Source organism: Rhodococcoides fascians A44A (genome assembly GCF_000760735.1).
Taxonomy (GTDB): domain Bacteria; phylum Actinomycetota; class Actinomycetes; order Mycobacteriales; family Mycobacteriaceae; genus Rhodococcoides; species Rhodococcoides fascians_E.
In genome coordinates this window covers 40,017-53,864 of record NZ_JMEX01000001.1, presented here as the reverse complement: position 1 = coordinate 53,864, position 13,848 = coordinate 40,017, and the positions used below count along the sequence as shown (strand labels likewise).

The window sequence follows — 13,848 nt, the reverse complement described above, 5'->3', positions numbered from 1 at the left end:
AGGCACGACAGCATGAAAGTTTCTGAGTCGATCGCCGACAAGGTCCAGTCGACCATCCCGATAGGGCTGCAGATCCAGGGCGCTCATTTGTACGACAAGACCCGACGGTGGGTGACTGGCACGAATGGCAAGAAGATCTTCGTCGAAAGTCCCATCCCACCGGTCGAGGATGTCGAGCTCGCCGACATCGACCTCAGTAACCCCTTTCTTTACAGACAAGGGCGGTGGCAGTCGTACTTCGAGCGCGTGCGGAACGAGGCACCGGTGCACTACCAACCCAATAGTCCGTTCGGCCCGTTCTGGTCGGTCACGCGCCATGCCGATATCGTGGCCGTCGACAAGAATCACGCTGTGTTCTCGGCCGAACCGTTCATCGTCATCGGCGTTCCGCCCCGGTTTCTCGATATCGAGATGTTCATCGCGATGGACCCACCACACCACGACAAGCAGCGCGCTGCCGTCCAGGGGGTTGTCGCACCGAAGAACCTCCGGGAGATGGAGGGACTGATCCGATCGCGCGTACGGGAGGTATTGGACGACCTCCCCTTGAACGAGCCGTTCGACTGGGTGCAGAATGTCTCGATCGAGTTGACAGCTCGGATGCTCGCAACTCTTCTGGATTTCCCCTACGAACAACGCCGCAAACTCGTCTACTGGTCCGATTTGGCAACCTCGATGGAGCAAGCCAACGGTGGGCCCTCGGACAACGACGAGGTGTTCGAAGGCATGCGTGACATGGCCCGTGGCCTCAGCGCTCTCTGGCATGACAAAGCAGCCAGGAGGTCTGCAGGGGAAGAGTCCGGTTTCGATCTGATCACCATGTTGCAGAGCAACGAGGACACCAAGGATCTGATCGATCGTCCGATGGAATTTCTGGGCAACCTCGTCCTGCTGATCGTCGGTGGCAACGACACCACGCGAAACTCGATGAGCGGTGGCGTTCTTGCGTTGAACCAATTCCCCGACCAGTTCGAGAAATTGAAGGCCAATCCCGATTTGATCCCCAACATGAACTCGGAAATCATCCGATGGCAAACACCCTTGGCGTACATGCGCCGAATCGCCAAAGCCGACACCGTTCTGAACGGACAATTCATCCGCAAGGGTGACAAATTGGTGATGTGGTATGCCTCGGGTAACCGCGACGAACGCGTTTTCGAGAATCCTGATGATTTCATCATCGATCGTGCCAATGCGCGCAATCACATCGCGTTCGGATTCGGTGTGCACCGGTGTATGGGCAATCGGCTGGCCGAAATGCAGCTGCGGATTCTGTGGGAGGAGTTGCTTCCCCGCTTCGAGAACATCGAGGTCGTCGGCGACCCCGAGTATGTTCAGTCGAATTTCGTGCGGGGCATCAGCAAGATGATGGTGCGCCTGACGCCTACTTCCAGCGTATGACATCGCAACGGGCGATCATCGTCGGCGCAAGCCATGCTGGGGCACAACTGGCAGCTAGTTTGCGCCAAGAAGGTTGGACAGGCGACATCGTCCTCATCGGTAACGAGTCTGCCGCTCCCTATCAACGCCCCCCGCTGTCGAAGGCATACCTGGCGGGCAAATGCGTACTCGACGATATCGCCATTCGCAGCACGGACTTCTACTCCAAGCAAGGTATTCAGCTCCTGAACGCGCAGGTGGAGACCATCGTTCGGTCGGAAGGCAACGTCGTTCTCGACACCGGGGAGAAGCTGGCCTACGACAAGCTCGCGCTGTGCACGGGAGCCCGCCCTCGTCGGCTCACCGTTCCCGGGGCCGATCTCCACGGGGTCTACTACCTGCGCACCGCAGCGGACGTCGAGAGGATACGTATGGCCACCGGCCCTGGCCAGCGGGTGGTGATCGTCGGAGGCGGCTACATCGGACTCGAGACAGCGGCATCGCTGCGCGCACTGGGCGTACAGGTCACAGTCCTCGAGGCAACTGGGCGTGTGCTCGAGCGGGTCACTGCTCCCGAGGTATCGACGTTCTTCGAGCGGATACATCGCGAACAGGGAGTCGACATCAGAACGAACGCGATGGTTCAGGGCCTGTCCGGTGACCGTGAGGTTCGTGAAATCACCTTGGCCAGCGGAGAATCGATCCCCGCAGATCTGGTCATCGTCGGTGTCGGCGTCGAGCCGAACACCGACCTCGCCGCCGATGCGGGTCTTGTCATCGACAACGGCATCGTGATCGACGATCACACTCGGACCAACGACCCCGACATCATGGCGGCGGGGGACTGCGCGAGCCACGACATGGCCCGTTACGGCCGTCGACTACGGTTGGAGTCCGTCTCGAGCGCAGGAGAGCAGGCCAAAGTCGCTGCGTCGACCGCCTGCGGGAAGTCCAGAAAAATCGAAGCGTTGCCGTGGTTCTGGTCGGATCAGTATCACTTCAAGCTGCAGATCGCCGGCCTCAACACTGGATACGACGAAGTGGTTCTCAGCGGTGACCCCACCCGCGACAGTGATTTCAGTTGCTTCTATCTCCAGGCCGGTGAGCTCATTGCCGCCGACTGCATAGGTCGCCCGCGCGAGTTCATGTACAGCAAACGGGTGATCGCCCAGCGACTCCCCGTCCAACGCGAAGACCTGATGCTCGGCGGACTCGCGCGCAACTGACCGATCCTTCGGTCGTTGTGCACACAACAGCAACCGGTTTGCTCAGAGAAGGGAACATCAGCGATGACCATGACAGACCGCCCGCCCGGAGCACATACTACGCAGCCACCACACGCATACCTGGGAGCAACGGACTTCCTCGACATCGAGCACGAATCCGTGCGGGCGTTCACCGCCGCGGCAATCGGAGATGCGAGCAGCGACCGTGACAAGGCCAGACGCCTCTTCGCCGCCGTCCGCGACCGAATCTGGTACGACCCATACACCGTGTCGGACGATCCGGCCCACTATCGAGCGAGCTTCGTCCTCGAGGCCGGGCGCGCTTACTGCGTCCCGAAGGCGGTGCTGTTGACCGCAGTGTGCCGGGCGGCGGGTATCCCAGCACTGCTCGGCTTCGCCGACGTCCGAAATCACCTGCAGACCGAGACGTTGCGCACGCTGATGGGCGGCACCGACCTGTTCGTCTACCACGGCTACAGTCGCCTCTACATCGAGGGCCGGTGGTTGAAGGCCACGCCGGCATTCAATGTCGAGTTGTGCGCTCGTTTCGGCGTGCCGCCAGTGGAATTCGACGGCGATCGCGATGCTCTCATGCATGCCTTCACCGCAGACGGAGCCCAGCACATGGAGTATGTCCGCGAGCGAGGAGTCTTCGACGACCTACCCTTGAACGCGATCTTGACGGTGCTTCGGCACGCCTACGGCCCCACGATCTTCACGGGCGCTCACCCACTCGATGATGTTTTCACCGGCCGCACCCGGCCGGACGAAACTCCCGGGGATCGAAACCTTCCGCGGGAGTCTCGATGAACACAAGCGGTGAGAACATACGCGCCGAACCCCGTATCGCGGCCGACTGCCGATCGGTCGGAGCTCTCTCCGCGAACAATCGCGATCGTGAACACTCGGACCGCCTCGGACACCTTCGAATCGGGTGAGCCGATACCTGCTGGCAGAGCTGTGCCACATGACTGTCTCGTCGCCGCGGCCGTGGTAAGGCCGACACCGGAAGTTGCACCGAACAGACGAGACTCGCTCTGCCGCTGGAATTGCGGCTGCGGGCGATGAACGACCGATCCGAACGCCTCCCCGGGCACGAGACGACGCGCGATACCCATATCCCTCTCCCGTGTGCGCAGCCGCTACCGCGAGAGCGGGCCGACAGGCGTCTACCGATGTCTCTCATCTATGCAAGGAGCGCAGCAGATGACAAACAACGCACCTCACACCCCCGCCAGGACCGTGGCGATCACAGGTGGAGCTCGCGGCATCGGCTATCAGACAGCGAAGGAGTTGATTCGACGAGGCCACCGGGTCGCCATCGGCGACATCGACGAGGCACGTGCGAAGGAGGCCGCCGCCGAACTCGGGGTGAAGGTCGTCACCCGACTCGACGTCACCGAACCTGACTCGTTCACAACGTTTCTGGACCTGGTCGAACGTGAACTCGGACCCCTCGACATCCTGATCAACAACGCGGGCATCATGCCTACCGGCCACGCCCACGAAGAGGACGATGCAGTAACCCGGCGTCAAGTCGAGATCAACGTCCTGGGTGTCATCTTCGGGACCAAACTGGCTCTTCAGCGCATGCTGCCGCGCCGCACCGGACACATCATCAACACTGCGTCATTGGCCGGCGAGCTCGCGGTACCTGGTTTGGCGACCTACTGCGCTACCAAGTTCGCAGTCATCGGATTCACAGAGGCCGCACGACTGGAGTACCGCAAGTCAGGGGTTCGACTGTCCACAGTCCGCCCGACGTTCACCAACACCGAACTCGTCGCCGGAACCGCCGGCGCAAAGGGATTACGCAACGCCGAGCCGGAGGAAATCGCCCGCGCGACAGCAGATCTGATCGAGAATCCACGCCCCTTCGTCCGCGTCACCCGTCTCGCAGGCGCAATGGTCGCGGCGGTGAAATTCGTCCCCCGGCGGCTGGCGACCGGACTGGGTGCGGCCCTGAACACAGATTCGGTGTTCCTCGCGGACGTCGACATGACTGCTCGCCGAACGTATCTCGACAGAATCCAGAACAGCTGAGCATGCCGACACGCGCGCTCGACCAACCACCCGAAAGGCAGCCACAGTGACCCCCACGACTCTGATCGAGAACTATCCCCACCGGATGGGAGGGCACTGCGGGTCAGGTGCAATGCGAGACCTTCTCCAGTGGCACGGTCTGGGATGGGACGGACCACCCGACGAGGGGTTGGTGTTCGCACTGGGTGGTGATCTCGGTTTGTCCTACCTGCGATCGGACGACCTGGTCCCACCGATGTACCTGGTCGGCCGCGGTGCCGACTTCGAGATCGACTTACCGCGCAGGCTCGGCGGACAAGTCGAGGTTCTCACGACCGACGATCCCGGTGAGGGATGGTCATGGGTTCGCGACGACATCGATGCGGGAAGACCCAGTCTGGTCTGGGCCGATATCGCTGAGCTGCCCTACTTACGGGTGAAACTGCAGATGAGTCGCCACGACATCGTGGTGATCGGCTACGACGAGATCGGGGGGACTGCCTCGGTCGTCGACAACGATCGGGCCGACGTGCAGAAGATCCCGCTCGACGCGCTGGCTCGGGCGCGATCTTCCACCTCGTTCCCGCAACCGACACGTCACTGCACGTACCGAATCACGTGGCCGCAGACACTGCCGCCCGTGTCGACTGCCGCGGCCGCGGCCTTCGCCCGATCCGCCGCCAGCATGCACGCCCCATCGACACCGGGAATAGCCGACCACATACCAGCAGCCGGTGCCGACGGTTTGGCCGCGGTCGACCAGCTGGCAACCGACGTCAAGAGCTGGGTCGACCTTCCGCCCGATGACCTCGAGACGCTGCTGTTCAGTCTCGGTATCTTCATCGAAAAGGCCGGAACCGGAGGCGGGCTCTTTCGTCGGCTTCTCGCCGACGGCTGTACCGAGATTGCACGTCTGACCGGTGATCCCGCTACCGCAGACCTCGCGGTGGCCGCCGATCACTGCGCCCAGGCCTGGACCGAAACTGCCCGCGCCGGAACACAACGCGGTCTCGATGTACGAACACGCGCAGCTGCGGTGGCCGTGTCGGCTGCCAGACTGTCGGAACTCGAGCTGATCCTGGTGGAGTCCCTGGAGTCTGCTTCACGCTCGCTGTCCGCCATCACGAGATGATGCCCACCGTCGTTCGATGGCGCGCGGTACACGGGGCGCATCGCACTGTGCTGCAGCTGTCGTCGCCGACACCGTACGCCCTGGCGACCTCACTGATCGGCTTGGAAGAGTCGATGACCTCTCGGCACAGTTCGTCTTTGAACTCGGTGCTGAAAGATCGACGCGATCTGCTCATGCTTGTAGATCCCTATTCCAAGCGGGTCTAGTGTCCGAATCCCTGGGCCGATCAGATCACGACGCCAGCCACTGGGCTGCGGGGTGGATGACCCTCATCTGCAACCTCGCCGACGTTTTCAACGCGCGGTTCACTTCTGACATAGTGCAGTTTATCTATCGAAACTAACAGCGGTGCAGGCCGAGCGCACGATGACGCGACAGACTCGGCACAATTTTTTTTCACGACAGAGAGGTCCGACCATGAAAAGAGTTCCGGACGAGGTCAGCGGGTCGGCCGGCCCGGCTGTCGAGAACTGGGCGCGCTCGTTCTGGAGCACGAGTTTCGACTCGCCTGATCTACCGCCCCACCACCCCGACTGTCTTGGTTGTGGGCCGCAGAACCCGCACGGCCACGCCCTGTCGGTCCAGCGTGACGAGAACGGCGTGGTGGCTCACCATGTGTTCGATCAACGTCATGTCGGGGCACCCGGGATAGCACACGGAGGCGCGGTGGCGACCGTTCTCGACGATCTGTTCGGCTTCCTGCTCTACACAGTGGGTGAGCTCGCCGTGACGCGGCGTCTCGAGCTCGACTACCTGGCGCCGGTTCTGCTCGGCACTCCATACGTATTGCGTGCTGCCGTTCGGTCTCGTGATGGGCGCAAACTGGATCTCACGGCCACGATGGACGATGCGCAGGGCCGCTCGGTAGCCACCGCTACTGCCCTGTTCGTGGTGGTCGAGGTCGAACACTTCATGCAGTCCCAAGCCCGAGCCCAACTCCGGGCCACGGACACGAATCACACCGAAGAATAGACACCCTGGCCGACCTTCACCGACGTCCATCACCCGCGGTGGCTGTCGTACGGCTGCGTCTACCTGGCGCAAAGACGGCGAGGACGAGTGCCCCAGCGGCGGTCAGCGCCGCCAACGACAGTGTCGCCTGACCACTTCCGTGTACGAATGCGGCTCTGGCGAACTCGGCCAGCGGCTGACCAGCTGGTCCTGCGCGGTCGGCGACCTGTAACGCGGCGGCCAGAGAATCGGCCACCGGACCACGGGCAGGCTCGGGTAGCTGGGGCAGAGCCGGCTGAATGTGCTGAACGTAACCGGCCGCGAGCACGCTACCGGCTACCGCAATCCCAATCGCGGCACCGATTTCGCGAGCTGCGTCGTTGACCGCGGCAGCCACCCCGTGCTTGGCCTCAGGAGTGTCCGAGACGATGGCGAAAGTCGCAGGGGCGGTACACAACCCCAAACCCGCACTCATGATGAGCAAGGGCCACAGCAGGTCAGGGTAAGTCGCCGCGACGGTCAGTCTGCTCACCATCACCAGTCCCGCCGCGATGGTGAGCAGACCTACAGTGGTCATCACCCGCAGCCCAACAATGTTCGACAGCCAGGGTGCAATCACCGAGATCACGATGAGCGGCACGACCATAGGGGTCAACGCCAACGCGGCGGTGAGCGGTCCATAACCGAGAATCAACTGCAGATACTGCACCAACAGCAAGAACACCCCGAAGGTCACCAGAAATTGGATACAGACAGACAGCGCGCCGGCACCGAAACCACGGCGGGCGAACAACCGGACATCGAGTAGGGGTGCCGAGGAACGTAGTTCTACGACGACGAACACCGCAACCGCAAACAAGCCCACCGCAGTGCTGATGGCGACGAGCGAATCCGACCAGCCACGGGCCGGAACCTCGATCACAGCGAAGACGATCGCCCCGACCGCGACAACTACGGTCACCGCGCCCACCCAATCGACCGGTGGATGCTCCTGCTGGCGGGACTCCGCGATACTGCATGCCAACCCGGCCAGAACCGCTCCGGCGACGGTCAACCCGACGAACACCGAGGTCCACGACCACTGCTCGAGCAGCACACCAGCCCCGAGGATGCCCAGGACCGCCCCGGATCCAGCAACCCCGGCCCACACACCTACAGCGCGGCCGCGATGCGCCGGTGGAAATCCCGCGGTCAGTATCGACAGCGTCGAGGGCATGACCAGCGCCGCACCCGCCCCAGCCAACGCGCGAGCAGCGATCAGCCACGCCGGGTCGGCGAGAAACAAGGGCAATGCCGACGCGAAAGCGAACAACGCCAACCCCGCCACGAGCACCCCCCGGCGACCGTACCGGTCACCGATCGCACCGGCAGGCAGAACGAAGCACGCCAAAACCAACGTATAACCGTCGACTATCCAGGTCAGTTGGGCTTGCGTCGCCCCTGTCGCGACCGCGATCTGGGGCAACGCTGAATACAATGCTGCCATTGCGGCCACCACCAACGCGACTGCCATGCACGACACAATCAACATCCACCACTGGGCACCGCTCCATCGAGCGACGCTGGCAGAGTCGGATCTACGTTCGTTCAACGGCCAGCCTCCCAGTTCGAGACTGATCGTCTCGGTTCGAGACTATTAGTATCACAACTCTGCGGGTGTGACAGAATGATCAATCGAGGACATGTCTTGTCAGTCAAATGGAGCGGAGCCCGTTCATGGTCGACCCTCTCGTTGCAACCGAGGGCTCGGCCGACCCCCGGCTGGCGCGCTCACGTAACCGGTTACTCGAAGCGGCCGGTCAGCTGCTGTCCACCGGCGGTGTGGAGGCGGTCACCGTGGAGGCGGTCACCCGCATGTCGAAGGTTGCACGTGCCACTCTGTACCGACATTTCGGAAGTACCACTGACCTGCTCGCTGCAACCTTCGAGCGACTATTACCCCCAGTCGACACCGATATCGATACCGGTCCGCTACGTGAACGTCTGATTTCGTTGCTCACCACCCAAGCCGACCTCATCGACCAAGCTCCGGTGCAGATGACCACGCTGGCCTGGCTGGCAATGGGGCCCGTCAACAGCGGCGACGCCAGCCGGCGCGATCTCGATCCTGGCGCGGTGGTCTCGCTTCGGGCCCGTGTCATAGAGCAATACCGCAGGTCCCTGGATCAGATCCTGACGGCGCCTGACGCTCGCGCTGTGCTCGGCGAGATCGACACCACCTTCGCCCTCATTCAGCTCCTCGGACCGATAGTGTTCGCTCGCCTCACAGGACTGCGCCACATCCACGCCGACGACTGCATCCAAATCGTCGACAACTTTCTCGCCGCCCATGCCGCAAGTGTCCGATCGAGCACTTCGCGCGACAACAGCCGTCCATGGCCGGCCGCGGCGCTAGACCCGCAGCTCACCGACGGCCAGTAAAACTTGATGGGAAATTTCACCATCAATGCGCTATCCAGTCAGGGATCGCAGCGCTCACTGGATAAGGCCGGACGTGTGCTCGAGAACTCGGAGTTGCACTGCAGTGCACTTCTGACATCGTGCAGCCGTCTTCTGAAACTGACAGATCTGACACGCCGTCGATGGCAGGGGTATGTGTCAGAACTCATGTCCAAAACCTGCCGGGCGAAATGTGTCTATACGACGAGTTCTGACACACTGGATTCTTGTGGGAGAACTTTTGGGCTATGCGAGGGTGTCGACGACCGATCAGAGCGCCGACGCGCAGAGCGAGGCGCTGAGCGCTGCCGGATGTTCGCGAGTCTGGATGGAGACCGCGTCGGGTGCGACAACGTCGCGACCGGAGCTGTCGGATCTGTTTTCGCATCTTCGGCGCGGGGACACGTTGGTGGTGTGGCGGCTCGATCGTCTCGGGCGGTCGCTCCCCCACCTGTTGCAGACGGTGGAGCAACTCGAGGAAGATGGTGTCGGGTTCCGTTCGTTGACCGAAGCGATCGACACGACCACCTCCGGTGGCAAGTTGATCTATTCGATCTTCGGGGCATTGGCGGAGTTCGAACGCAACCTGATCCGCGAACGCACCAACCTTGGACTCGCCGTCGCACGCGCACAAGGTCGGCTCGGTGGTAGACCGCCGGCGATGTCGGGCACGCAGATCAAGCAAGCGAAGCGGATGCGGTCTGGCGGCATGTCACTATCGGACATTCGAGAAGTGTTGGGGGTGTCGCGGTCGACGTTGTACCGATACCTGAAGTAGCGTCGGATTTGGTGCGAGGGATCGTCTGAGCAAGACCGGCATTGGTGAATTACTCGAAGATCCCGAAGAACGCTGACCACTTTCCCATATCGGGTCCCGGCACATCGACATGGAGATATGGACATCCGTTCTGATTGCATACGCCTCCACCCCATGGTAGCGAGACGTTCCCGTCCATCAGTCTCGTTTCCAGACCCGTTGGACTCAAAACCTTAAGCTCGGAGGTGTCCGTTCGCACGTTTTTGCGCAGCCGTACATCGCGTGTCAAGAACATATGCGCTCTAACGCTTTCGGCTTCGAGTACCAGATCGCGGTCAGCACTGTCGCCCAGACCAATCTCTCGGTCCGCATCTACCCTCACCTCGGTCTCCGATGGGGCTGCGAGGTTCCAGTCTGCGTACTGGAACGCGAGGCTGTCAGCGAGAGCTTCGATTGTCGGAACGCGACGACTGAGAAACCGAAAAGTTGGCCGTTTCGCGTCGGTATAGGAGCGGGGTGTGACGATGAAGCGGATGTCGCGCATCAGCCAGATGTTGACTAGGTAACTGAGCGCGAACAGCTCGGCTCGATACTCTGGATCCTGCACACCGAGATCTTCGTCGTCTTCGAAGAGCGCGGAACCGTACTGCTGCAGGTCGATCAAGATGTTGGAATCCAACGCAACTATGAGTGGACCGTGATAATTCGTTGGCAGGACATGCGGCACCGCGTCATGGCAAAACCCGAGACCACCTGCAGCGGAGGGACTATGCAGCACGATTAGAGGCTAACTGATTCGGTGTGCTGCCCGGCGGCACGGGTTCTGCTCGTTCTCGCGAGACCGAATACGGACGCGTTGTTCAGCTCTGTGTGCCTTCGGCTGGGCTACGCCGAATAGTTTAGCCGGAGGCCGGGCGATGTCTTCCGGGATCCTGAAGCTCGACACATTTCGACTATGACGTGCGTGGCCAGTAGCGATTGGCTTCTCGGAGGGTTTCCATGCCAAGTCGAGCGCGGGCTTCGGCGGGCATCGTCGGAGCCCAGAACCCGGTGTTGTGGAGCTCTCGCACAGAGACATCTCCAATTCCCTTCATTGGGACCTCCCGGGCTTCTAGGAGCTGAAAACTGTCGTCCCCAGGGATGTCTGGTTGGTACAAGTCGCTCAATGTTCGCCCGGTCCAGTTGGGTTCCGGTGCCACGATTGTGGACGATACGAAGCCTGTTGTCGCTGGATCGGGTTTGACTGCGGCGCATCTCGCCGCCAGTGCTACTGGGGCTCCGAAGACCGATACGTCGTACCGTAACGCTGTCCCTGCGTACCCGACGATGACTGGACCGCTGGCCACACCGATGTGAGGCCGATACGCGTGAACATCGTGGCGGCTCATCGCGATTGCAGCTTGGATGGCGTCGCCGAACGGGTCCACTGAACCGAACTCCTCGGAGAAGACCACCATCACTTCATCCCCGATGTACTTATCGACGATGCCTGGCCTACCGTGTAGCGCCTCGGCCGTGATCCAGGCAAAGAAGTTCTGTACATAGATGAGCGTTTCAGCCGGAGTCATTCCGAGGGTTCGGGTAGAAAATCCGCTTATGTCCGCGAACAGCACCGTCGCGTCCAGCTCTCTACCTTTCACTGGGAACGGAAAGCCTGCGCCGTCGTTGAGGACGCCGTCGACGTCGGCGACCGTCGAGGCGAGGAAGTCCTGCAATGAGTGAAACCGCTGCTCAAACGACATTCTGGCCATCGCTCTCTGTCATTCCCGCTTGCACGGTCGGTCGATTGGTGCGCATAGCGTTCGGGTCGGCCAGTTCGTAGAACACACGCCGGCGGTTCTGTACGAAAACGTCCTGCTGCAGCTGGGCTGACGCCGAGACGAGCTTGAGATCCTGCAGTTGCTTCAGACCCACCTTGCGCGTGTCGACAGACAACCCATAGCGCTGTTGAAAGTTGCTGGGACTGATCCAGATACCTGTCTCGCGCCTGAGTGGTGTGTCCTCCGAAAGCAAAATAAGGAGCATCGCGAGACCGGGTCCTTTGAGCTGCTGAATCTGACCGGACTTCCACCAGTTGGCATCGACCTTGAAGTAGTTGTGGCGCAGCAGTCCCGCCGGCTTCACCTTCCGGCGGCGGGCGGTGTTGTACGCCTTGTTCGGCGACTCGTACGAGCCACCTGTCCCCGCGTCATCCAGCAGCGTGATCGTCGATTGCTTCCCCGGGTGCCGCTCGACCGAGATGAGACGACGATCGGCCAGGGCGACCAGCGCTTCTTGAACCCGACGGGCACCGTTGGTGTCGGGTGACGGCAAATTCCACAGTCGAGCAATCGCCGAAGCCTTGATGTCCGTGTTGTAGGGCTCGGCCGAGCAACGCCAGATCAACGCCAGCATCGTCGCGATTCGCACGAACCCGCCGCGTCCGCCTCGAAGAAGAGTCGCCATCGGAGGGTCACCTTGTACTGCATCCGGCACCATGCCGGACCGGACGAATGCGGTCCGAACCGGTATTGAGTTCCGCTTGCTGCGTTCCTCGAAGTCACGTGCGATTCCCACCGCCTGCTCAAGCGACATCTTTCGCACCTCCAATGGTAGTATACGAGTAGTAGAAGTATTTCCTTAGCGGGTGGCTCAAGTGTAACACAAGAGGTGGCACAAGCTCGACGTGTCGAATGTTTCAGATTTGCTAGAATATTAATTGCGGTTATAACCTGGGTTTCTTATCTAATTATTTCCAAATGATCCTTTGAGTGGTACGGGGTGACCGATTGGACAAGCACGCTCCAGTCTGGTAATGTCCTAGGAGTCAGCGGTTGTTCGGTTTTGCGAGACCGACTCGTTCAAAGCAGACTGCAGTGCCCTTCTTTGGGGCAGGCGTCGCGGCGAGCACGACAAGGCCGGGCGTGGAGACCTTCTTTGGGAGAAACGCGCGGTGAACCGACTGGCGCTTGCATCGCCTGGGGTCGCGCAAAGATCTACGCGACCTCAGGTAGGTGCAATGCCGACGAGGCATGAGGGGATGAAGAGCGAAAGGGCTCTGATGGGTTTCGCCGCCCACACCTCCGCTACTCGAGAGAGGCGGGTTCGATCCCCGCAGGCTCCACCACAGGGGGCCTTAGCTCAGTTGGTCAGAGCGCTCGATTGACGTCAGAAGCGAGGGTCTGCGCCGCATCATGGCGCAGACCCTTGCTTCGTGGTAGGGCCAGGCATCTCGACCCGAGCTGGCACGGATGTCGGACGCTTCCTCGCGGCCGACTCATAACTGAGGTGCTCGCTGCCCGTGATGCACTTTGGATCTGAATTGACTTCTGCCGCAACCACAGCACTCGCTGCAGCACCTCAGCTCGCGCCGCGCATGAGGTCAACGAGGATAGGCAATGCCGACGATGGATCCGGACCGGTGCGGCCGGCCCGCATTGAGGGATCCGCGGCTCGGGCGGTCCTGCAGGCGTCGTCGACGCCGTCGATGGGGAAGCGCAGCGCCAGCGTCTTGTCCGTAGTCAGATTCAGCGTCGCCATCCGCTGGTCCAACTGTGACGAGCTCAAGGCGGATCTCTTGTCCTCGACGTGCCAGCGTAGCCAGGCCTCGAACTTGAGGTTCGAGACCAATAGCAGGATCGACTCGCGCTCGGCCAGACGGCTCGCGTGCTCTAGGGTGCTGTGCTCGTCCACATCGACCAGGCACACACAGATGTCATAACGTTTCTCGGTGTCCGCGGCAGCGTCGCGCAACTCGATGGATTTTTCCACGACCCGAAGAGGATCCTTTCCCACCCCGACCGTTCTCACGATCGCCGTGGTCGACTTGCTGCGCAGATAGCTGTTGAGCCGCTCGACGTACTGGGGTTCGGTTTTGGTGCCCTCGGCGACGACGAGGATGCGCCGGGCAGGATTGCGCTGCGGCCGACTCGTGCGCACTCGTCCTCGCTGGCCGCCGGTCA

Annotated in this window: 13 protein-coding genes and 1 pseudogene; 8 read left to right on the top strand and 6 right to left on the bottom strand. The window is 61.5% G+C overall.

Features of this window, described 5'->3' with window-relative positions; genetic code table 11:
* Positions 1-12: 12 nt before the first annotated feature.
* From BH95_RS00270 to BH95_RS00250, 5 genes are all read left to right on the top strand, one after another.
* Positions 13-1,401, top strand: coding sequence for a cytochrome P450 (locus BH95_RS00270; protein ID WP_032364182.1), 1,389 nt, complete (start codon positions 13-15; stop codon positions 1,399-1,401).
* On the top strand, positions 1,398-2,606 hold the full coding sequence (locus BH95_RS00265) for an NAD(P)/FAD-dependent oxidoreductase (RefSeq protein ID WP_032370840.1): 1,209 nt from the start codon (positions 1,398-1,400) through the stop codon (positions 2,604-2,606). The genes BH95_RS00270 and BH95_RS00265 overlap by 4 nt, the downstream gene beginning before the upstream one ends.
* Before the next feature lie 69 nt (positions 2,607-2,675).
* Entirely contained in the window at positions 2,676-3,416 is a 741-nt protein-coding gene (locus BH95_RS00260; RefSeq protein WP_032370982.1) for a transglutaminase-like domain-containing protein, read from the top strand.
* A gap of 396 nt (positions 3,417-3,812) precedes the next feature.
* Positions 3,813-4,649: an SDR family oxidoreductase gene (locus tag BH95_RS00255; RefSeq protein ID WP_032364247.1), complete on the top strand. Its 837-nt coding sequence runs from the start codon at positions 3,813-3,815 to the stop codon at positions 4,647-4,649.
* Positions 4,650-4,695: 46 nt separating this feature from the next.
* A complete protein-coding gene (locus BH95_RS00250) occupies positions 4,696-5,760 on the top strand; it encodes a BtrH N-terminal domain-containing protein (RefSeq protein WP_032382558.1) in 1,065 nt (354 codons plus the stop codon).
* A gap of 55 nt (positions 5,761-5,815) precedes the next feature.
* On the opposite strand, the pseudogene BH95_RS29325 reads toward BH95_RS00250, so the two are convergent.
* Positions 5,816-5,935 (bottom strand): annotated as a pseudogene (locus BH95_RS29325) (transposase); the annotation flags it as partial.
* A 242-nt stretch (positions 5,936-6,177) separates the two neighbouring features.
* Here BH95_RS29325 and BH95_RS00245 point away from each other — a divergent pair.
* A complete protein-coding gene (locus BH95_RS00245; RefSeq protein ID WP_032364186.1) occupies positions 6,178-6,732 on the top strand; it encodes a PaaI family thioesterase in 555 nt (184 codons plus the stop codon).
* A gap of 16 nt (positions 6,733-6,748) precedes the next feature.
* On the opposite strand, the gene BH95_RS00240 is transcribed toward BH95_RS00245, so the two are convergent.
* A complete protein-coding gene (locus BH95_RS00240) occupies positions 6,749-8,224 on the bottom strand; it encodes an MFS transporter (RefSeq protein WP_371128951.1) in 1,476 nt (491 codons plus the stop codon).
* Between the two features lie 203 nt (positions 8,225-8,427).
* Here BH95_RS00240 and BH95_RS00235 point away from each other — a divergent pair, with 203 nt between their 5' ends.
* Together BH95_RS00235 and BH95_RS00230 are read left to right on the top strand one after the other, a co-directional pair.
* Positions 8,428-9,132 (top strand): TetR/AcrR family transcriptional regulator, encoded by a 705-nt coding sequence (locus tag BH95_RS00235; protein WP_032364248.1) that lies wholly within the window; start codon positions 8,428-8,430, stop codon positions 9,130-9,132.
* Positions 9,133-9,379: 247 nt separating this feature from the next.
* A complete protein-coding gene (locus tag BH95_RS00230) occupies positions 9,380-9,928 on the top strand; it encodes a recombinase family protein (protein ID WP_037180493.1) in 549 nt (182 codons plus the stop codon).
* 49 nt (positions 9,929-9,977) lie between these two features.
* Here BH95_RS00230 and BH95_RS00225 read toward each other — a convergent pair whose 3' ends face one another.
* From BH95_RS00225 to BH95_RS27680, 4 genes are all read right to left on the bottom strand, one after another.
* Positions 9,978-10,685 (bottom strand): hypothetical protein, encoded by a 708-nt coding sequence (locus tag BH95_RS00225; protein ID WP_157773010.1) that lies wholly within the window; start codon positions 10,683-10,685, stop codon positions 9,978-9,980.
* 175 nt (positions 10,686-10,860) lie between these two features.
* On the bottom strand, positions 10,861-11,658 hold the full coding sequence (locus BH95_RS27685; protein WP_052059914.1) for an adenylate/guanylate cyclase domain-containing protein: 798 nt from the start codon (positions 11,656-11,658) through the stop codon (positions 10,861-10,863).
* The gene (locus BH95_RS00215; RefSeq protein WP_157773008.1) at positions 11,639-12,316 is read right to left on the bottom strand and encodes a hypothetical protein; all 678 of its coding nucleotides are present in this window, start codon (positions 12,314-12,316) and stop codon (positions 11,639-11,641) included. Before BH95_RS00215 ends, BH95_RS27685 begins: the two co-directional genes overlap by 20 nt.
* 930 nt (positions 12,317-13,246) lie before the next feature.
* Complete coding sequence (locus tag BH95_RS27680; RefSeq protein ID WP_157773006.1) at positions 13,247-13,825, bottom strand: RloB family protein; 579 nt, start codon at positions 13,823-13,825, stop codon at positions 13,247-13,249.
* Positions 13,826-13,848 lie beyond the last annotated feature (23 nt).